This window comes from Candidatus Krumholzibacteriia bacterium, from assembly GCA_029865265.1.
Classification (GTDB): domain Bacteria; phylum Krumholzibacteriota; class Krumholzibacteriia; order WVZY01; family JAKEHA01; genus JAKEHA01.
On sequence record JAOUHG010000001.1, the window covers coordinates 161982 to 182618 of the forward strand.

General features: G+C 65.6%; 18 protein-coding genes. 13 read left to right on the forward strand and 5 right to left on the reverse strand.

From position 1 onward, the window contains the following. Nucleotides 1-2: 2 nt before the first annotated feature. The gene (locus OEX18_00615) at nt 3-761 is read left to right on the forward strand and encodes a TPM domain-containing protein (protein MDH4335765.1); all 759 of its coding nucleotides are present in this window, start codon (nt 3-5) and stop codon (nt 759-761) included. A gap of 2 nt (nt 762-763) precedes the next feature. Further along, nucleotides 764-1429, forward strand: coding sequence for a TPM domain-containing protein (locus OEX18_00620; GenBank protein MDH4335766.1), 666 nt, complete (start codon nt 764-766; stop codon nt 1427-1429). Between the two features lie 17 nt (nt 1430-1446). On the opposite strand, the gene OEX18_00625 is transcribed toward OEX18_00620, so the two are convergent. The 4 genes from OEX18_00625 to OEX18_00640 form a co-directional block, all read right to left on the reverse strand. Next, nucleotides 1447-2871 carry a DNA photolyase family protein gene (locus OEX18_00625; GenBank protein ID MDH4335767.1) on the reverse strand — a complete coding sequence of 475 codons (1425 nt, stop codon included), beginning with the start codon at nt 2869-2871 and terminating at the stop codon, nt 1447-1449. A 114-nt stretch (nt 2872-2985) separates the two neighbouring features. Continuing rightward, nucleotides 2986-3366: an RNA-binding protein gene (locus OEX18_00630; protein MDH4335768.1), complete on the reverse strand. Its 381-nt coding sequence runs from the start codon at nt 3364-3366 to the stop codon at nt 2986-2988. A gap of 215 nt (nt 3367-3581) precedes the next feature. Then, complete coding sequence (locus tag OEX18_00635) at nt 3582-5006, reverse strand: amidophosphoribosyltransferase (protein MDH4335769.1); 1425 nt, start codon at nt 5004-5006, stop codon at nt 3582-3584. A gap of 56 nt (nt 5007-5062) precedes the next feature. Continuing rightward, nucleotides 5063-5698 carry a helix-turn-helix domain-containing protein gene (locus tag OEX18_00640; GenBank protein MDH4335770.1) on the reverse strand — a complete coding sequence of 212 codons (636 nt, stop codon included), beginning with the start codon at nt 5696-5698 and terminating at the stop codon, nt 5063-5065. Nucleotides 5699-5823: 125 nt separating this feature from the next. On the opposite strand from OEX18_00640, the gene OEX18_00645 reads away from it, so the two are divergent. The 7 genes from OEX18_00645 (at nt 5824) to OEX18_00675 (ending at nt 13472) form a co-directional block, all read left to right on the forward strand. Then, complete coding sequence (locus OEX18_00645; protein MDH4335771.1) at nt 5824-6264, forward strand: hypothetical protein; 441 nt, start codon at nt 5824-5826, stop codon at nt 6262-6264. Between the two features lie 5 nt (nt 6265-6269). Then, a complete protein-coding gene (locus OEX18_00650; GenBank protein ID MDH4335772.1) occupies nt 6270-8573 on the forward strand; it encodes a TonB-dependent receptor in 2304 nt (767 codons plus the stop codon). A gap of 179 nt (nt 8574-8752) precedes the next feature. Then, a complete protein-coding gene (locus tag OEX18_00655) occupies nt 8753-9220 on the forward strand; it encodes a hypothetical protein (protein ID MDH4335773.1) in 468 nt (155 codons plus the stop codon). Beyond that, entirely contained in the window at nt 9220-9882 is a 663-nt protein-coding gene (locus tag OEX18_00660) for a redoxin domain-containing protein (GenBank protein MDH4335774.1), read from the forward strand. The genes OEX18_00655 and OEX18_00660 overlap by 1 nt, the downstream gene beginning before the upstream one ends. Next, nucleotides 9869-10684, forward strand: coding sequence for a methyltransferase domain-containing protein (locus tag OEX18_00665; protein ID MDH4335775.1), 816 nt, complete (start codon nt 9869-9871; stop codon nt 10682-10684). The genes OEX18_00660 and OEX18_00665 overlap by 14 nt, the downstream gene beginning before the upstream one ends. A 143-nt stretch (nt 10685-10827) precedes the next feature. Next, nucleotides 10828-11310 carry a GAF domain-containing protein gene (locus OEX18_00670; protein MDH4335776.1) on the forward strand — a complete coding sequence of 161 codons (483 nt, stop codon included), beginning with the start codon at nt 10828-10830 and terminating at the stop codon, nt 11308-11310. Nucleotides 11311-11327: 17 nt separating this feature from the next. After that, complete coding sequence (locus OEX18_00675) at nt 11328-13472, forward strand: ATP-binding protein (protein ID MDH4335777.1); 2145 nt, start codon at nt 11328-11330, stop codon at nt 13470-13472. A 16-nt stretch (nt 13473-13488) separates the two neighbouring features. On the opposite strand, the gene OEX18_00680 is transcribed toward OEX18_00675, so the two are convergent. Then, on the reverse strand, nt 13489-14787 hold the full coding sequence (locus tag OEX18_00680) for an amidohydrolase family protein (GenBank protein ID MDH4335778.1): 1299 nt from the start codon (nt 14785-14787) through the stop codon (nt 13489-13491). Between the two features lie 99 nt (nt 14788-14886). Between OEX18_00680 and OEX18_00685 the strand changes: the two genes are divergently transcribed. From OEX18_00685 to OEX18_00700, 4 genes are all read left to right on the forward strand, one after another. Then, entirely contained in the window at nt 14887-15723 is an 837-nt protein-coding gene (locus tag OEX18_00685) for a zinc-dependent peptidase (GenBank protein MDH4335779.1), read from the forward strand. A gap of 106 nt (nt 15724-15829) precedes the next feature. Beyond that, nucleotides 15830-17452, forward strand: a complete 1623-nt coding sequence (locus tag OEX18_00690; protein ID MDH4335780.1) for a sodium-dependent transporter — start codon at nt 15830-15832, stop codon at nt 17450-17452. A gap of 361 nt (nt 17453-17813) precedes the next feature. Next, nucleotides 17814-18623: a T9SS type A sorting domain-containing protein gene (locus tag OEX18_00695; protein ID MDH4335781.1), complete on the forward strand. Its 810-nt coding sequence runs from the start codon at nt 17814-17816 to the stop codon at nt 18621-18623. Between the two features lie 31 nt (nt 18624-18654). Then, nucleotides 18655-20625, forward strand: a complete 1971-nt coding sequence (locus tag OEX18_00700) for a tail fiber domain-containing protein (protein MDH4335782.1) — start codon at nt 18655-18657, stop codon at nt 20623-20625. The last annotated feature ends 12 nt before the right edge of the window (nt 20626-20637 follow it).

Genomic DNA, 20637 nt, shown 5'->3' on the forward strand with positions numbered 1-20637 from the left:
CGGTGAAAAGGTTCTTCTGGTTTGTTCTCGCGGTAACGCTCGCGGGGTCCTCCCCGGGAGCGTTTTCCGCGCCCGCCGTGCATATGCGGCTTCCGGACGCGCCCGCCCGCTTTCTCTACGATGAGCCGGGTGTGCTCTCGCGCGAAGAGCGGGCCGTCATCGAGGACAGCCTCATGGCGATGGACCGGCGGGGGCTTGAGATCGGCGTGGCCGTGTTTCAGTCCATTCACGGCGAGGCTATCGAGAATGTCTCGCTTGCGCTGGCCGAAAAATGGCGTCCGGGCAGCGCCGAGGAAGACAACGGCGCGCTGCTGGTGATCGCCCTTGAAGAGCGCAAGGTGCGCATCGAAGTCGGCTACGGGCTCGAGGGCCGCATCACCGACGCGGCCGCCGGACGCATCATTCGCAACGCCATCGCGCCCGCCTTCCGCGAGGGGCGCTACGGGGACGGCATCCTGCGCGCGGTGACCAGCCTCGCGCTGCTGGCGGGTGGGGGGACGCTGGAGGAGCCGCCATCCAGCGGCATCCCGGTGGCGTTCGCACTGGTCATCCTGTTCCTGGTGCTCGGTACCATCGTGATGATCGCGGCCATGAGCCGGCACGCCACCGCGTCGCGCGATGGCTGGACCGGCGGCGGACTCCGCGGGGGCACATTCTGGGGTGGCGGTGGTTTTGGTGGTGGTGGCGGCGGTTTCGGCGGCGGCGGTGGCTCCTTCGGGGGTGGATCGTTCGGTGGCGGTGGCGCCTCGGGGAGCTGGTGACCATGCAGAACACCATTCGCGCACGCACCTATCGCACGGCCGCCACTTTCCTGGTGACGGCGGGCACCGTTCTCATGGCCCTGGCAGTCGGGCTCGCCCTGCGCGAGGCGCTGATTCCCGCCGCCGACACGTGGCCGGCCTGGACCGGCGGCACCATCGTCGTATTGAGCGGCATGGCGGTACTGCTGTGGTTATGCGGCGCACTCCTCTCCCGCCGCGCGCACCGCGAACGCCGCGATACCGTGCGCACGTTCCTGGACGAGGACGAGCGTGCCCGCGTACTGGCCGCCATCCGCGAATTCGAGCGCAAGACGTCGGGCGAGATCCGCGTGCACCTGCAGGCGCGTATCGACGGCGCGGCGCGGGATGTCGCCGCCACCGTGTTCGACCGCCTCGGCATGGCGCGCACGCGTGACCGCAACGGCGTGTTGTTCTTTGTGGGCGTGCGGGACCGCCGGTTCGCCGTGATCGGTGATGTGGGCATATACGATGTGGTGCCGCGGGATTTCTGGAGCACTGTAGTGGCGCGTGTGGAATTGCGCCTGATGGAAGGCCGCTATGCCGACGGCCTCGTCGAAGGCGTCCGCATGGCCGGCGCCGCGCTGGTCGAACACTTCCCGCCCCGCCCCGACGACGTCAACGAACTCCCTGACGATATCTCCGGCTAGGCCGGGGGCGCCGCGCTTCAGCGGGAACGCAACTGGCTCATGTGGTGTTTCGCGGTCTCCAGGAAGCGCGCGCGCGCCGCGGCGTGGTCCACAACGGGGCGCGGGTAGTCTTGCCCCATTGCGACGCCCGCGTCCGCCAGCACGGCATCCGGCGCCTCCCACACGCGGTGAATCCACCGCGCGGGAACGCGCTCCAGCTCGGGTACCCAGCGCTTCACGTACGTGCCATCCGGATCGAACTTCGTCCCCTGCAGAATCGGGTTGAAGACGCGAAAGTACGCCTGCGCATCGCAGCCGCACCCGGCCGACCACTGCCAGCCGAAGTTGTTCTGCGCCCAGTCGCCGTCGGTCAGATACTTCATATAGTGTTCTTCGCCCAGACGGTAGTCGACGAGCAGATGCTTGGTCAGAAAGCTCGCCGCGATCATGCGCGCGCGGTTGTGCACGAACCCTTCGCCGAGAAGCTGCCGCGCCGCCGCATCCACCACGGGATAGCCGGTGGTTCCGTTCACCCACGACCGCCAGTAAGCCGCGTCGAACACCCAGGGGAAACTGTCGAATTCGGGGCGAAAGGGTTTGTGCAGGAGTTCGGGCCGGTCCCACAGCGTCGAGTGCGCGAACTCGCGCCACAGGAGCTCATTCTTGAAGACGCGCGCGCCCTGTCCACCGCCCGCCGCGTCGGTGACCGCGTTCCAGACCGTTCTTACCGACAGCGTTCCGAACTTGAGATCCTGCGAGAGACGGCTGGTACCGTCGCGGTCCATGCGGTCGCGATCGCCGGCGTAGGTGGCCGCGGGTCCGTCGAGGAAGCGTCGCAGCCGTTGCACTGCAGCGCGTTCGCCGCCGGCCAGCCCGCGTGGATTGCGTGTGAGCCCCAGTTGCGCGAGTGACGGAAGCACGTCGTCGGGCGCCTGGATGTCCGCCGGCAGCGGTGGAAGCGAGCGCGGTGCGGGAATCTCTCTGGCGATGCTCGCCGTGGCGAGGAAAGCACGGGAAAAGGGGGTGAACACCGAGAAGGGCGTGCCGCCGCCTGTGCGCAGCGTGCCGGGCGGAAGCAGCGTTTCTCCCTCGTAGAGGTCGAAGGGCACGCGCAGCGCGCCCGCGATGCGCCGGTCGCGCTCGCGTCCGAACGGCTCCACCCAGCGGTGTGCCACCACCCGGTCCACGCGCCACGCGGTTGCCAGGCGCGGCACCGTTTCAACGCTGCGTCCGTGCACCACCACCAGCCGCGAGCCGAGTGCACGGAGGGTCCGTGAGAGTTCGTCCAGGGATTCGAGCAGAAACTGCATCCGGTTGGGCAGTTCAGCGGCGCGTTCCGGTTGAAAGAAGAACGGATCGAGCACGAACAGGGGGATGACGTCGCCGGCGCGGACGGCCTCCGCCAGCGGCGCGTGATCGTGTACGCGGAGATCCTTCCCCCGAAACCAGACGAGCGTGCGCATGGTCAGGTCAATGTACCAACGGCCGGACCCCGGGGCAAACCTGCCCGGGCAAACAAAACGGCCCGGGCACTGGCCCGGGCCGTTCAAAAAAGCGGGTGGTCCGCGGAACGAGACTTACCAGCGACCGCCGCCGCCGCCACGACCGCCGCGATCGCCACCGCCGCCACGACCGCCGCGATCGCCACCGCCGCGGTTGAAGCCGCCGCGATCTCCGCCGCCGCCGCGCGGGCCGCCGCCACCGGAGCGCTCGCGCTCCTGGGCCTCGTTGACCTTGATGGTGCGGCCATCGAGCTCCTGGCCGTCCATGCCCTGCATGGCATCCATCGCATCCTTGGGGTTGGCGAAGGAGACGAAACCGAACCCGCGGGAGCGGTCGGTGTCGCGATCCTTGATGACTTTTGCCTCCAGGACCTCGCCGAATTTCTCGAACGCGCGCCGGAGCCCCTCGTCGGTGGTGTTCCAGCTCAAGCTACCTACGAACAGTTTCTTAGACACGATACTTTCTCCTTTAACGGTTCCCGCGATGCGATAGGCTCCCAATCTGACCTAACACTATTCCGACGAGAATCTCCGCACCATCGGACACACTACAGTTGAGCATATCGCATACCGGAGGGGGGGTCCATTGGAGTTTTTTGCCGGGCAAACCCGTCCAGTGGGCGCACGCGGGCGTTTCTGTAGCGGGGTTGTTCCCGCTGTTTACCCTGAAGCTACCGGTAGCGGGGCTGGTAGGCGGTTGGATAGTTGCCGGTAAAGCAGGCGTGGCAAAAGTCGGCCGGTTTGCCGAACGCGGCGGCCACCGCGTCCAGCCCGTCCAGGGACAGGTAGTCCAGAGAGCTGGCGCCAATGGCCGCCCCGATCTCCTTCACCGACTGGTGCGCGGCGGCGAGTTCCTTCATTTCCGGAGTGTCGATGCCGTAATAGCAGCAACCGACGATGGGGGGCGACGCGATGCGCACGTGCACCTCCACCGTGGCCGGATCGATGCCGGCCGTCACCGCGGCATCGCGAATCATTTCGATGAGGATGCGCAGCGTCGTTGAGCGCACCAGCGAGTCATCCACCACCACGAAGCGGCGGTACTCCTGCATGAGAGACTGCATCACGGTGAACTTCAGACGCACCAGGTCTTCGCGGTTCGCCTGTCCCGCAATCTGGAATGTTCGCGGGATGTACGGATTTCGGACCAGCAATTCCCGCAGCGGAAGCCCGCTCTCGCTCGCGTAGCCCACCGCGGCGTAGCGGCCGGAGTCCGGCACCGGCACCACCACCGCGTCCTGCAGGGTGTGCTCGCGTGCGAGCTGTTGCCCGAGCATGTAGCGGAAGTGCCCCACCTGTTTGCGGTCGTCGAAAACACGGCTGTCCGGCCGCGCAAAGTAGATGGCCTCGAAGATGCACTGCTGGCGCGGTTGCTGCGTGGGGACCGCCTGGTAGTGGGTCTCGTTGCCATGGATGTCGAAGTGAATGACCTCCCCCGGGTAGACCTCGCGCTCCACGTGCGCGTCCTTCTCGTGGAACGCGCAGGACTCCGACGAGAACACCACCGCGTCGCGCCATCTGCCGTAGTAAAGCGGCCGGAAACCGTGGGGGTCGCGGTACAGATAGAGGTCGGTCAAGGTCATGAGGCACCCGGAATAAGCGCCGGGTGTCGACTCCATGAGCCTGCGGATGCCCGCCACCAGGTCGCCGCCTTCCTCGCGCGCCCCCAGCAGGATCTTCTTCAAGATGACTTCGCCGTCGTTGCCGGAAAGCATGACGGTCCCGCGCGACTCGAGGCTTTCGATCTCCTGCTGCAGCAGGGGGAGATCTCCGTTGGTGGCGTTGGAGTAGAAGCCGTCCAGAAGCGTCATCCAGTGCGGCTGTGCGGAGATGGCGTCGGTGCCGCCGGCGGTGGCGTAGCGCGTCTGTGCGATGGCAATGAGCGGGCGCGCGTCGCTGAACTCGTCGCGCCGTTCGCGTGTGAACACCTGCGACACCAGCCCGCGATCCTTGAAGTGGGAGAACTTGGTGCCGGTGCTATAGGTGCAGCCGAAGTTCTCCTGGCCACGGTGCTGCAGGTTGAAGCCCTGCAACCCGAAAAATTTGACCAGCGCCGGATCCCATTCCCGGGCGCAGTATCCCAGAATTCCACACATGTGATTGTTCGATGTTCGCGCCGCGTCACACCCGGGCGGGCGCGGGGGCGATCATCTTATGCCACCGAGTAGGCGTCCGCCACCCCCAACTGCACCTCGTTGACGATCCGGCCGATGCGGTGGATAAGGCGGACCTGCGAGCTGGTCGGGATGCGGATGTTGTCGGGAAGCTGGACTGCGGTGGTGGTGAGGGTGTCACGGAAGAACATGGCGGCCTGCAGGGCTTCGGTGAGGGGTAACCGGATCTCGCGCGAGGCGCGCCCGTAATGGCGGCCGAACTCGCGCGCCCGCCGGATCAGGTTCTCGTCCTCCTCCTCGGTGGTGAGGAATTCGAGGATCAGCCCCATCAGCTGCTGACCCATGTTGCGGTGCTTGTCCCGGCCCCGGTCGTCCTGGATCTTCATCCACCGGGACTGCTCCTGCTCGGCGATCTTGATACGGGCCTGCTTGAGGGCCTGCTCGGCCCAGATCCGCTCCACCGGACCCACCCGGCGCACCGAATGCCGGCGCGCGGCGATGTCGCGAACGTCGGACATGGCGAAGCGCCGGTGTCCCCCGGGGGTCAGGAAAACCGGGACCTGGCCGGAATCCGCCCACCGCCGCAGGGTCGTTGGATGCACCCTGAGGGCCTCCGCGGCCTCGGTCAGCGTGAGCCACTGGGTATCGGACGAGTTTGTCTCTTGACTGGGCATGATAGGTACTGTTTACTGTGGAAACTTAGGTAAAACTACACGGTCGTGAAACGGAACTCAAGGGTGGTTTTCAAAGCGTATCCGTTCACAACCGGTGGAATGCACCCTAACACAGGACGCTTGCCATGGAACGCGTTTTCTCTCTCCGCACCGCTGGCGTGCTCTGCGCAGTCCTCGTCGCCTTTGCCACCTCATGTGGCGGGGACGACGGCCCCGCTGCCGGCGACCCCGCGAACACGGGCAGTGTTTCCGGTACGGTAACCTTCATGGGCAACTGGCCCGCAACCGGCGACGTACAGGTGGCGGTTTATTCGTCGCTTCCTCCCGCCGGACCGCCCGACGGCTACACCAATCCGCTGGGCCCCAACATCAACACCTACAACTACACCATCGCGGGGCTGGACCCCGGTGTGTACGAGGGCGTCATCGTGAGCTGGCGCGATCCCGGCAATCCGCTCTCGTCGGTGGTCATCGGCCAGTACTCGGGTGGTGTGGCGGTTGTCGTGGTCAAGGGTGAGGACGCATCCGGCTTCGACATCGTGGCCGATCTCGACCAGGCGCCCTGATTCCCGTGAGATCTTCCGGCCGCAAACGTTCGCGCGCCCGCGCGGCGCTGGCTCTTGCTGCAGTCGTCGCGGCGTTTTGCTGCGCACTTGGCTGGCGTCCCGCCGCCGCGGAGGACACGCCCACGCCTGGCGCCATCGCCGGTCGCGTGACCGACGCTACCACCGGCGAACTCCTGAGTTACTGCAACGTGGTCATCGACTCGGTGGCACGCGGCACCATCACCGACACGCGCGGGCGATTCGTGCTCTACATGGTGCCTCCGGGGAAATACACGCTCATCATTTCGCGCATCGGCCACGCCACCTGGCGCTCCGACCCTGTTGTGGTGACACCCGGCGACACCGCGACGGTACGCGTCGAACTGGTGCCGGTGGTCCTGCAGGCCGATCCTATCGTTGTTACCGCGACACGCGTCGAGCAAACCGCGCGCATGGCCCCCGCGAGTGTTTCGGTGGTGACCGGCGACGAGATAGCGAACCAGATACCGGTCACGTTCGATCGCGCCATCGAGAATGTGGCCGGGCTCACCGCGTTCCGTTCCACCGGCGGGATCTCCACGCAGTCGATTTCGCTGCGCGGCAGCTCGGACGTGGCCGGTGGCGGCGTGGGAAACCGCGTGCTCCTGCTGGTCGACGGACGCCCCGCGCTGAACTCGGACACGGGGGGCGCCTTCTGGAGCCTGGTGCCGGTGCAGTTCGTGGAGCGGGTGGAGGTGGTGAAGGGCGCGTTTTCTAGTCTGTATGGTTCCACCGCCATGGGCGGCGTGGTCAATGTGATTACGCGCCGTCCGGACTACGCAGCCGCGGGCCGGGTACAGATGAAGCTCGGCTTCTTCGAGAAGGCGCCGTCCAACATCCGCTACACGGACGAAACGCAAATGCAGAGCGAGGTGATTGCCGATTACTCCGGCAAGAAGGACAAGATCAGCTACCTGGTGAGTGCCAGCCGCAAGGAGTCGGATGGGTACGCGCAGAACACGGGCTACACCTTCTACGATCTGTTCGGAAAGATCCTGTACGAGATCAGCCCGGAGCGCAAACTCGACTTCACCCTGGGTGGTGGCAATTCGGAGAACGCGTATCCGCACGCTTGGCTTTCTTCCGCACAGCCGCTGGAGGTGCGCGAAGCCTACCAGGACGACAGCCAGGAGAAGCGCTACTACAGCGCGGACCTGCACTACTGGGGGTTGAGCGGCGAGGACTCTCGCTATTCGATGCGCGCGTACTACTACCACCACGAGCAGGACTCCTATTTCAACCCCGACGACCCCGACCAGGAGATTCCCGGCAACGAGCCCTATGGCACGTCCACCTACATCGATGGCGACAAGATCGGCAACATTCTCCAGATGGACACGCGCCTGGGAGAGCGTAACCGGGTGGTGGTGGGGGCCGATCTGCAAGTCGACTACGTGCAGTCGGCGCCGGATTCGATCCTGTACGGTGACCGGCAGATCAACAACTACGCGCTCTTTGGCCAGGACGACATCACCCTGTTGAACACGCTGGCCGCCACCGTGGGCGTACGCTACGACTGGAATCACATCGTTGGCGGGCGCACGCTGGACCAGTTCAGTCCCAAGGTGGCGATGGTGTGGACGCCGGACCCGGAGGTCTCGGTGCGCGGGCTGTACGGCCAGGCGTTTCGTGCGCCCAGCATTGCCGAGTTGTACCTGCAGGAAGAGCTGGGCGGCGGCGTGGCCTTCGTCCCCAACCCCAGCCTTACCGCGGAACACCTGATCAATTCGTACGAGGCCGGTGTGCGCTGGGCGCCGGCGAAGATCTTCGACATCGATGTGGCCGCGTTTCGTTACGAGTACGAGGATCTTATCTACTGGGAGGAGATCTCGGACGAACTGGGAGTGCCCTACACCATCTACCAGGTGCGCAACCTCAACAGCGCGCTCATGCAAGGTGTGGAGACCACCCTGCGCTCGGCGTGGCGCAACCTCACCCTCACCGCCAACTTCACCTATCTCGACGCGCGCGACACCTCTCCGGATCGTACCGACGACCTGCTCGCGTACCGTCCCAAGTACACGGGGGGCGGAGGGGCGGATCTCGTGCTGGGCCGCTGGACGGTGCATGGTGACGGCCGCTACCGCAGCGACATCGAAGAGGTGTTTCTCTATCCGCGCCAGGCCCCGCGCGCCTACTGGGTGTTCAATGGCGCGCTGCAGTGCCGCCTCAACGGCGCGTGGCTGCTCACCGTGAAGGGGAACAATCTGCTGGATGCCCAGTATGAAGAGCTGGCGCGTTACCGCCTGCCGGGGCGCAACTGGCTCTTCGGCGCGCAGTTCTCGTTCTGATCGAAGGTGCAGTGACAATCCGCGCGTCGCTCGCAATTGCGTTGTCAGTGCTCCTCGCTGCCGTGCCCGTACTGGCCGGCCCGCCATCGAGTGCCCCCACCTGAAGCGGGTGACCCGGCGAGGGCGCGCCGCTCCGGGGGAGCGGCATTCAAACCACCTGGACCTTCTCGGCGCGTTTCGTGGACACGGGGCAGGAGCGCCCGCGCTGGCGCTTCACCGCCAACTACCGCGTGCATCCGCGGGTGCAGATCGGCGTGGAGTACAATCCGCTGGTGGACGAAGTAGATCCGCTGGCCACCGTGTTCCTGCTCACCGAGGACCATAGAAGGCCTGCGTTCTTCCTGGGCACCAGTTCGGACCGCATCGGTTCGCCGAAGGGCACGCAGTCGTACTACCTCACCGCTTCCAAGGTATTGCCGCGCGTACCGCTATCGGCATACGGGAGCCTCAATTACTCGGAGTGGGACGATGGCTTCAACGTTCCTTTCGGCGCCGAGTGGTTCATCTGGCGTGGATTCTCCGCGCGCTACATGTATGATGGAGAACGGTCCCATCTCATGGGGAACTGGTTTGGCGACAATTTTGGCATCAGTCTGATTGCGGTGTGGATGGACACCTTCGGCATCGCGGTCGCGGGAGGTTTCTAATGAAGATTGCCATCGTTGCGCTGCTCGTGGCGCTGATGCTCGCGCCGGTGGCGGCGGGCTCGGAGACGGGCGAGCTGTGCCCGGTGTGTGCACTCAGCGGTGAGACAGAGTCTCACGGCGTCGCGGCGACGCGCGAGTACGAGGGACAGATCTTCTCCTTCTGTGCGAAGCAGTGCGCGGAGGCATTCGACGAAGACCCGGCGGCGTACGTCTTCACACCGGGCCCCTCCCCGAAGATCACCCTGACCTCCACCACCGGCGCGGCGTTGACGCCCGGCGCTTCGGGGAAGGTGACGGTCATCGACTTCTGGGCCACCTTCTGCAAACCCTGCGTCAAATCGATGCCGGAGCTGGACGCGTTGTACCGCGACTTCAGCGCCCGCGGTGTTGCCGTCATTGGCATCTCCACTGATACCGGCAAGGACCGGAACAAGAAGGTCAAAAAGTTTCTCGAGCAGCACCCCGTCACCTATCCCATTGCCGTCGACCGGGAAGAGTCCCCGGCCTGGGAGGCATATCACGTTAAGGTGCTCTCCACGGTGTATCTCGTCGATCGGAACGGCACCATTACGCGGCGCTGGACTGGTGAAATTGACGTGAAGGACGTCCGGCGGGCCGTGGAGGCGTTGCTGAGCGATGGAGGCGCCGGTGGATCCCGCTGAGCCCGATCTGAAGCGCGCGCGCATCTACGACGACGTCGCGGGCGAGTACCATCGGGTCAGCCTGCCGCGGCTCTTCGCCGAGCCCGGGCGGATTCTGGCCGCGCGGGTGGCGCCGTCGCCAGGGGATCGCGTCCTCGACGTGGGCGCCGGTCCCGGTTCGGTTGCGCGCGCGTGCGCCGCGCGCGGAGCCGGCGTAACCCTTGCCGACGCCTCGATCGGCATGCTGCGCGAAGCGCGCCGTGACGGGCTCGGCGACTGCGTGGTCGCGATGTTGCCGTCGTTACCTTTTTCCTCCGGTACATTCGACGCGGCCACCTCCGCCTTCGTCATGACCCACGTCGATGATGCCGACGTCGCGGCGCTGGAGATGAAGCGCGTCCTGCGCCCCGGGGGGAAGGTCGGGTTGAGCGCATGGTACCCCGCGGACGACGATGCGGCGAGCGAGTGGTCGCGCATCGTGCGCACATTCATCGACGCGGCGCGCGTGGACTCGGCGGTGCGCGAGACGTTGCCGGGAGACGGCCGTTTTGCGCGCGCGGGTTCGTTGGCGGACCTGCTCGGCGCGGCCGGATTCGAAGCGATCACCAGCCGCGACCATCACGTCGAATGCGCGCTGAGCGCGGACGAATATGTCGTGACCCGCGAGGTTTCTGCCACCGGGCGCGCGCTGCGCATGCTGCTCTCCCCCGCCGCGTGGTCCCGCCTGCGCGCCGACGCGCTGCGAGCTCTCGCGGCCCGCTTTCCCGGTCCCATCACATTCTCCCGCCGTTTCCACACCGCGGTGGGAACGCGCCCCGCGTAGACCCGCCGCCGCCCCCCCAGGATCCGCATACCCGCTATCCCCATGGCTGGCACGGGGTTTGCGGGTCCGGCCAGAGGCACACCCGACATTCGCAGGCCCGTGGCCGAATCCTTTTGTGAATCAGCCACTTACGGAGGTTTTCCATGTCCCGGACCAGCCTGGACGGAGCCCAAATCTGCCAGAAACTGGACGAACTGATCGCGTCCGGGGTGGGTTTCGACTCCATCCTCTCGAGCACAGTGGATCTGCTCCACAACGCCAACCCCCGCTTCCACTGGACCGGGATCTACGAGCTGTTCCCGGACAACACGCTGCGCCTGGGGCCCTTCATCGGCTCGCCCACCGATCATGTGTTCATCTCGGTGGGACAGGGCGTGTGCGGCAGCGCGGTGGCGGAGGGACGCGACAAGAACGTGCCCGACGTCAGCAAGGAGCCCAACTACCTGGCCTGCTCCAGCGCCACGCGCTCCGAACTGGTGGTGCTGATCCGCAAGGGCGACAGGATCTTCGCGCAGATCGACATCGACAGCCACGATCTCGACGCGTTCGACGTTTCCACCGAATCGGAAGTCCGCGCGGTCGCGGACTGGCTGGCCGATCACTACCAGGCGCAGCGCGGTTCCTGACCGCTTCGGGAGCCCCCTTGACCAAGAAGACCGCAACCGCCCGCCCCCGCAAGCCCAGCGCAGCCGCTGCGCTCAAGCGTCGCGTCGAGGAACTCGAGCGCTGGTTCCAGACCCAGGACCGGCAGATCCGCTTCCTCGAACGGGAACGGCAGAAGCTCTCCGCGCTGGTCAACCACACCGACGCCGGCTTCATCGTGTTCGACGCCGGACTGTGCGTGAGCTGGCTCAACAACGTGTGCCGGACATGGTTCGGAGGACTGCAGAGCGTGCAACCGGGGCACCGCGCCTCGTGCAACGAACTGCTGTGTGGGTCGCGCACCGTATGCGCGGAGTGTCCCACTGCGCGCTCACTCGCCACCGCCACCGTTTCGCACCGCGAAATCCGCCTCGACGTGGACGGGGTGGCGCGCCACATCTACGCCACCGCGCTGCCCATCAAGTCTCCCGACAACCGCGTGGACGAGACCATCCTCATGCTGCAGGACATCACAGATCTCGAAGTGCTGCGCCGTTCGCAGGAGGCGCTGGTGCGCGCCAAGGAGAGCGCGGAGTCGGCCAACCGCGCCAAGAGCGAGTTTCTTGCCAACATGAGCCACGAGGTGCGCACCCCGATGACCGGCGTGCTGGGCATGACCGGGTTGTTGCTCGACATGGACCTCTCCGAGGAACAGCGCGAGTACGTGCGAATCATCCAGTCTTCGGGGGAGGCGCTGCTCGCCATCATCAACGACATTCTGGACTTCTCGCGCATCGAAGCCGGGCGGCTCACCATCGATCCGCTGGCCTTCGACCTGAGCGCCGCTATTGACGAAGTCGTCGCGCTCGTCCGGGAGAAGACCGACGCGATGGGAATCGAGATGATCGTGCGCTACGCGCCCGACGTGCCACGACGGCTCATCGGAGACGCGGGACGCATCCGCCAGGTACTCATGAATCTGGTGGGCAACGCCATCAAGTTCACCCACGAGGGACACGTGTTCATCAATGTGGACCGGCTGGGCGGCGACGACAAGGGCGTGCGGCTGTGCATTTCGGTGGAGGACACCGGCATCGGTATCGAAGAGGAAAAGATAGGATCGGTATTCGAGAAGTTCACCCAGGCGGACGGTTCCATCACCCGGCGCTACGGCGGAACCGGCCTGGGTCTGGCGATATCGCGGCAGCTGGTGGAACTGATGGGTGGCGAGATTGCGGTGGAAAGCGTGGTGGGCGTGGGATCCACTTTCTCGTTTACGCTCAGCCTTCCCCTCGACCTCGAGTCGCCGGTGGATGCTCCGCTCAGCGGAGGCCTGGAGGGTGTGCGCGTGCTCCTGCTGCACCGCCACGACAAGGTGCGCGCGGTGCTCACCGAACAGATCAACGTGTGCGGCGCGCGCGCGGTGGGGCTGGACACGGGTGCCGCGGCGGTCTCCGAACTCCACGCAGCGGTGCAGGACGGCGATCCCTACGGCATCGCGGTGGTGGCCTACGACGTCCCCGACATGACCGTGGAGGCGCTCGCCACCATTGTGAAGAGTGACGCGTCGCTGCGCGGGATCGTGCTGGTGATGTTGACCACGCTGGGCGAGCAGGGCGAGGCGGAGCGGCTGCGCGCGGTGGGCTTCGACGCCTACCTCACGCGTCCGTCGCGCCCGTCGCAGCTCGCCGACGTGCTCTCCGCGGTGTGGAGTGTCAAACAGCGGGGCGTGCGCGAAGTGTTCGTCACGCGCCACACGATTTCAGAATCCATCGCGCACGAAGCGGCGTCGGTGCAGGCACCCACGCGCGGACACGTGCTGGTCGCCGAGGACAACATGGTGAACCAGCGCGCGGCTGCGCGCATGCTGGAGGTGCTGGGTTGCACGGTGGACGTGGTCAACAACGGGCGGGAAGCGCTGGATAAGCTCAAGGCGGTCGACTATGACCTCGTGCTCATGGACTGCCAGATGCCGGAGATGGACGGCTACGAGGCCACGCGCGAGATCCGCCGGCGCGAATCGGGTTCCGGCGGGCATACCACTGTGGTTGCCATGACCGCCCACGCGCTGGCCGGCGACCGTGAGAAGTGCTTCGAAGCCGGCATGGATGACTTCGTGGCCAAGCCGATCCGCAAGGAACTCGTGGCCGAAGTCATTGACCGCCACTTGCCACTCGCCGCCACACCGGTCGAGACGACCGACTAGTCCCGCGCCCGCCGGCCTATCGCGCCAGCGCCGCGCCGTTCTGCTTGTAGACCACGCCGTCCTTCATGACGAAGCGAATGTCGCGCAACAGGGAGATGTTGGCCAGCGGGTCGCCGTCCACCGCCACCAGGTCCGCAACCTTCCCCTTTTCCACGCTGCCCAGGTCCTTCTCCGCGCGCAGGAGTTTCGCGCCGGACATGGTGGCGGACTGGATGGCCTTCATGGCGGGCATGCCGCCCGCCACCATCAGCTCGAACTCGTGCGCGTTCTGCCCGTGCGGTGAAACACCGCTGTCAGTTCCGAACGCAATGGGCACGCCGGCCTGATAGGCGCGCGCAAAGGTGTCCTGCACCTGCGGCCCGATGCGGCGCGCCTTGGGGCGCACGATGGGGGGGAGGAAGTCCTCCAGCTCGGCCATCTCGGCCACGGTCACACCCGCGAGCAGTGTGGGAACGTACCAGGTACCCTTCTTCTTCATGAGCGCCATGATCTCGTCGGTCATGTAGGTTCCGTGTTCGACGGACGAAACGCCGGCGCGCACCGCGCGCAGCATGCCCGCGTCGCCGTGCGCGTGCGCCGCCACCGGGAACCCGTAGTCGTTCGCGGACGCGATGAGGGCGTCGAGTTCCGCGTCGGTGAACTGGGGGTTGTCGCCGCTTCTGGCCATGCTCAGCACGCCGCCGGTGGCGGTGATCTTGATCATGTCGGCGCCGTCCTTGTAGCGCTCGCGCACCGCCTTGCGTGCCTGGTCGGGCGAGTCGATGACACCCTCGCGCGGACCGGGGTCGCCCTGCAGCGCCTCGCACCAGCCGGCGGTGGGGTCGGCGTGGCCGCCGGTGGTGGCGATGGCCTTGCCCGCGGTGTAGATGCGCGGACCCACCGCCTTGCCGGCGCGGATGGCGTTGCGCAGCGACACCGTCGACATGCCGTCGTCGCCCACGTTGCGTACCGTCGTGAATCCCGCGAGAAGCGTGATGCGCCCGTAGTACGCCGCCTTGAGCACGTTGTCAGTAGGATTGAGGACCACTTCGTCAAGATATGACGTGCGCGACAACTCGCCGGTGAGGTGCACGTGCATGTCCATGAGACCCGGCAGCACGGTCTGTGCGGAGAGGTCGATCAACTCGTCTCCGGACCCGGCGGGAATGAAGCCGGATGCGACGTCGGTGATGCGCCCCTCCTCGATGACAATGGTGACATGGGAGCGCGGCGTGTTGGAGACGCCGTCGATCAGCGTGCCGGCGTGCACCAGGGTGCGGGCCTGCGCGGCGCCGGCGGCGAACAGGACGAGCAGGCTGACAAGAGCAAAGCGCATGCGGGGTTCCTCCGGGTGTCGAGACGAGCGACGGGAATTGGCGCGGAGTATAGGTGCCGCCCCCGCCGGGCGCAAGCCGCTCCGTGCTATAGTAAAAACATGCTGGGCTTCCTGAAACGACGACGGCGCGCGAGGCTCGCCGCACTCCCGTTCCCGGAGGATTGGGCACGCATCCTCGCCGCCAACGCGCCCGCCTACCGCCGGCTGCCCGGAGATTTGCGCAACCAGTTGCACGGCCACGTGCACATCTTTCTGGCCGAGAAGACTTTCGAAGGGTGCAACGGCCTCGAGATCACCGATGAGATCCGCGTGACCATCGCCGGGCAGGCGTGCCTGCTTATCCTCAACCGGGAGACCGACTGCTTCCCGGATCTCATCACCATCCTGGTGTACCCTTCGATGTTCTACGCAGACATGGTGGAGCCGGACGAGCACCAGCAGATCGTGAGCGAGTACACCGAGGACCGCTCGGGGGAGTCGTGGGACGTGGGCGTGGTCATCCTCTCGTGGGAGGACATCGTGGACTACACGTCCACCGGCAGAGCGGGCTACAACCTGGTGCTGCACGAGTTCGCCCACCAGCTGGATCTGGAGAACGGCGCCATGGACGGCATGCCGCGCCTGCCCGACCGCGCGCGCCGCGATACGTGGCGAAGCGTGTTCTCCGAGGCATACGCGCGTTTCGAGCGTGCCACCATGTCGAACCGGCGCACGCTGGTGGACGCGTACGGCGCGGGTGACGCTGCCGAGTTCTTCGCCGTGGTGACCGAGAGCTTCTTTGAGCGCCCGCTCGCGCTGCGCCGCGAGTATACGGCGCTGTACGACGAACTCAGTGCGTTCTACCGGGTGGATCCGGCGTCGTGGCCGCTCTCCGGTGGCGAGACGGGAACCGTCTTCCATCGGCCCCGCGCGCGCCGGCGGCGGCGTGGCGGCTGAAAGTCGCGGTTGACCGGCCCCCGGCACCCCGATACCATCCACGCTCAAGTTCTTTTCCTGCACGCCCGTGCGCGTGCGTTCGTGTTCTCGAACCGTGGTGGGGACTATGGCGAAAGAAAATGCAAAGAAGAAGATGCCGGTGGCGAAGGAGGAGTGGGCGTCCAAGCTGGGCGTCATCCTGGCCGTCTCCGGGTCCGCGGTAGGTCTGGGGAACTTCCTGCGCTTCCCGGGGCAGGCGGTTTCCAACGGCGGCGGCGCCTTCATGATTCCGTACTTCTGCGCGCTGCTCCTGCTGGGTATCCCCATCGGCTGGGCGGAGTGGACCATGGGCCGCTACGGCGGCCGCAAGGGGTTGCACTCGTCGCCGTCCATTCTGGGTGCGTTCGGGAAGGGGTCGGTGGCGCGCTACCTGGGCGTTATCGGCATTCTCATCCCGCTGGCGGTGTCGTTCTACTACACGTATATCGAGGCGTGGTGCCTCGGGTACTTCTTCCACTATCTCAAGGGCGGCATCGGCATCGACGCTGCGGCACCGGTGACCGAGCAGACCGCACGCGCGGTCGAGTTCTACACCGTCTTCACGGGGCGTGAACATAACGGTGTCATCGCCGGCGGGTCCATCGGGACCTTCGTGTTCTGGGCAGTGACGTTTGCCATCAACATCTGGCTGGTGTTCCGCGGCATCACCCGCGGCATCGAGAAGTTCGTGAACCTCGCCATGCCCACCATGGCGGTGCTGGCCATCATCGTGCTGATACGCGTGCTCACCCTGGGCACGCCCGACGCGGCCAACCCGGAGCAGAGCGTGGTGAACGGACTCGGCTACCTGTGGAACCCCAATCTATCCGCCCTCACCAACCCGCAGACGTGGCTGGCGGCGGCGGGTCAGATTTTCTTCAGCCTCTCGGTGGGTTTCGGCGTCATCATCAACTACGCGTCGTACATGAAGAAAAAGAGCGACGTGGTGCTCTCCGGACTCACCGCCTCGGCCACCAACGAGCTGTTCGAGGTGGGCTTCGGCGGTCTCATTACCATTACCGCCGCGTTCATCTTTCTGGGCACGTCCAACATGATCGGCGCCGTGCAGGGCGGTACGTTCGGGCTGGGGTTCACCACGCTGCCGGTGGTGTTCTCGCACATGGGCGGCGCCGGCAACACCATCGGTGCTATCTGGTTTTTCATGCTGTTCCTGGCCGCCATCACCAGCTCCATTTCCATGTACCAGCCGACGCTGGCATTTCTCATGGAAGCGCTGGGCTGGACGCGCAAGAAGGCCACCATGCTGCTGGTGTGCTTCTGCCTGGTGGGTTCGTTCCTGGTGATGTACTTCAGCGCGGGCGGGATCTTCTGGTCCACCATCGACGACTGGGTGGGCACGTTCCTCATCTTCATCCTAGCCATGGTGCAGATCATCGTCTTCAGTTGGGTGTTCGGTGTGGACAAGGGACTCGCCGAGGCGCACCACGGCGCGCACTTCAAGATTCCGCGCTTCTACCGCTTCATCATGAAGTACGTGACACCCACCTACCTGCTGGTCGTGTTCGGCGCGTTCTGCTGGCAGAACCTGCCCGCGTGGATGGGCTCGGTTGCCGAAGAGCCGCTGCGCCAGGGGGCGATGGCGCTCATCGCGGGGGTGACGGTGGCGCTGGTGATCGTAACGCGCATCGGCGAGAAGCGCTGGCGTGCGGCGGGTCTGGACATCGACGGCCGCGAGCCGCCGAAGGACTGAGAGGGGAATCATGACGACGCTTGGATGGAGTGCAATGATAGGATCGTTGGTCTTCGTGTGGGGTCTGGCGGGCTGGTGCTATTACAAGATCCTCACCGTGGACCACCACAAGCACGACTGACGCATTCCGGGTGCGCAGACAAACAGGACGGGCGCGGAGCAATTGCTTCGCGCCCGTCTTGTTTTGCGTTGTGCCCACGGCCTCTTGCCAAAATAGAGACTTTTGGCTGTGATTCTCCGGAGTATGGTTTGTCCAACAGGTGAACCGGGGAGCCTGACCCGGGGTCCCCGGCCTCACGCGTAGATTCTTCGATTTACTCTTATCGATGCGCCTGCATCCGACAGGTGATTGGAGGAACGTATGAAGCTCCTCACCAGTCTCTTCATTGCCGCGTTATTGCCAGTGGTTCTGCCGCCGAATGTCATTGCTCAGGTTCCGGAGCCACCCCCGGCCGTCTTCGGTTCCGGGGGCGGCAACGCCCTCGGTGGATCGCACTACCTGCAGGATACGGTGGGCCAGTCGGCCGTGGGAGCGATGACCGCACCGGGCGGCGTCCACCGGGCCGGCTTCTGGTATGCCCCTGATCTGCTGCGGATCGGGCCCACCTCGGCGGTTCTGATTGCGTCGTTCGCGGCCACCCTGACGGCCCGGGGCGTTGAAATCAACTGGCAGATCACCAGTGCCGACGGCCTCCGGGGTTTCAATGTCTACCGGTCTCCGGAATCAGAGACCGGTTACAAGCCGCTGAACGACCAGGCACTTCTCCCACCCGGGACCACGTCCTTCCTCGACGAAGGGGCTCGTCCCGGGAGGAAGTACTGGTATCGGCTGGGCGCGGTCGACCGGGATGGAGAATTCTTCTCACCGGCGCAGGCCGTGTTGATGCCGCGCCGCGAGGTGACGCTCGAACAGAACCACCCCAATCCGTTCAATCCGACCACCCGCATCGACTACTACCTCCCCGCAGATGAACACGTCGTTCTCTCCGTGTATGGCGTTCGCGGTGACCGCATTGTCACGCTCGTCGACGAGCCGGCGCGTTACGGCCCGCACACCGTGACGTGGAATGGCCGGGATGCGCGGGGTGAGGCCGTGAGCAGCGGCGTGTACTTCTACCGCCTGCAAGCGGGGAAGAAGGTAATCACCAGGAAAATGGTCGTAATGAAGTAGCGGAAGCCCCCCTTCCGATTGGAGGAAGACCATGAAAAGGTTCACAATTATCACGATCGCGCTGATGGTCCTGACGGCGGCGGCCGCTCATGGGCAGGTGCCGGAGACGATCAGCTACCAGGGTGTGCTCACGGATGGCGCGGGCACGCCCGTACTCGACGGCAGCTACGACATCACCTTCAACATCTATACAGTTGCGAGCGGCGGGACCGCGGTTTGGACGGAGACGCAGTCGGTCGGCGTGGCCGGCGGCATCTTCTCGGCCATTCTCGGCGCGGTGAACCCGCTCACCATACCGTTCGACACCGCTTGCTGGTTGGGTGTTGCCGTGGACGGCGGCGCGGAATTTACGCCTCGCCGGGAACTCACGGCCTCGGCGTACAGCTTGAACGCGCGCGGTGTGGAGGACAGCGTCATCACGGCGAACAAGATTTCCGCCGGCACGGTGGTGCGCAGTCTTAACGCGCTCACCGACGACGTGACGCTGGCGGCGGGCGCGAACGTAACGATCACTACTGCCAATGACAGCATCGTCGTTTCTGCGGCGGGGGGCCCGGTGACGCCGGGCTGGAACCTGACGGGCAATGCGGGGACGACGCCTGGTACGCACTTCATGGGCACCACGGACGCCACCAATCTCGAGACCAGGGTAAACGGCGAGCGGGCTTATCTGATTGAGCCCCGCGGCCTCACTCCGAACCTCATTGGCGGTTATCGCGTGAATCGCGTCATCGGTGGTGCGGTGGGCGCGACTATCGCGGGAGGTGGGGGGGACGGTGTCAGCTTCAACCAGATCACCGACGACTGGTGCTTCATCGGTGGTGGCTCGAACAACGCGGCGGGGGACAACGCCGGAACCGCCGACGACAAGCACTACGCCGTTGTGGGAGGCGGTTTCCAGAACAAGGCGTCGGGGGCGTACTCAATCGTCGTGGGCGGGCTGTCCAACCAGTCCCCCGGGGACTACAGCTTCATCGGTGGCGGGAACCTGAATCAAGCCATGCAGACCCTGGCCACGATTGGTGGCGGTTATGACAATAGCGCCGGTTCACGAGCAACGGTTGGCGGCGGCTGGGCAAACAGCGCGAACGCGAACATGGCGACCATCGGCGGTGGGAGTGGCAACACCGCGAGTGGCGTATACGCCACCATCGCGGGCGGGGGTGGGAACAGAGCGAGCCAGGATGCCGATGCAGTCGTTGGTGGGGAGAACAACCTTGCCAGCGGAGGAGCCTCGTTCGTGGGGGGTGGGGTAGCCGACACGGCAAGCGGCCTCTGGTCCGTCGTCGTGGGTGGTCAGGAGAATCGGGCCTCACACTCCTACTCGACGGTGATCGGGGGAGCACAGAACACGGCCTCGGGCATCGTGTCGACCGTTCTCGGTGGGGGGCAGAACCATGCGGGTGGCGCCTACAGCGTGGCCGCGGGGCGCCGCGCCATGATTGCGGACAACCACGGCGGCACCTTCCTGTTCGCCGATGCCAACCTCTTTGACTTCAACTCGGCCACCCACGATGAGTTCGCGGTGCGCGCCACCGGCGGCGTTCGCTTCGTTTCCGCCATTGATGGCGGGGGGAATCCCACCGCGGGTGTCGTGCTGCCTGCGGGCGGTGGCGCGTGGAGTCCACTGAGCGACCGCAACGCCAAGGAGAACTTCGTGCTCGTCGACGGTGTCGCGGTGCTCGAGCGCCTGGACGCGATGGAGATCTCGACGTGGAACTACAAGGCGCAGGACGAGGGCATCCGGCACATCGGCCCCATGGCGCAGGACTTCCGCGCGGCGTTCGCTGTGGGCGAAGACGAAAAGCGCATCAGCACGGTGGACGCGGACGGTGTCGCGCTGGCCGCCATCCAGGGGCTCAAGCGTCTCGCCGACGAAAAGGATGCGCGCATCGCGGCACTGGAGCGCCGCATCGTGGAACTGGAAAGAACGATGACGTTGCTCGTGAACGAGCGCGGCGGCGTGGCCGTCGCCAGCGATGGGGAGGCATCCGCCAGGTAAGAAATCGTTGGA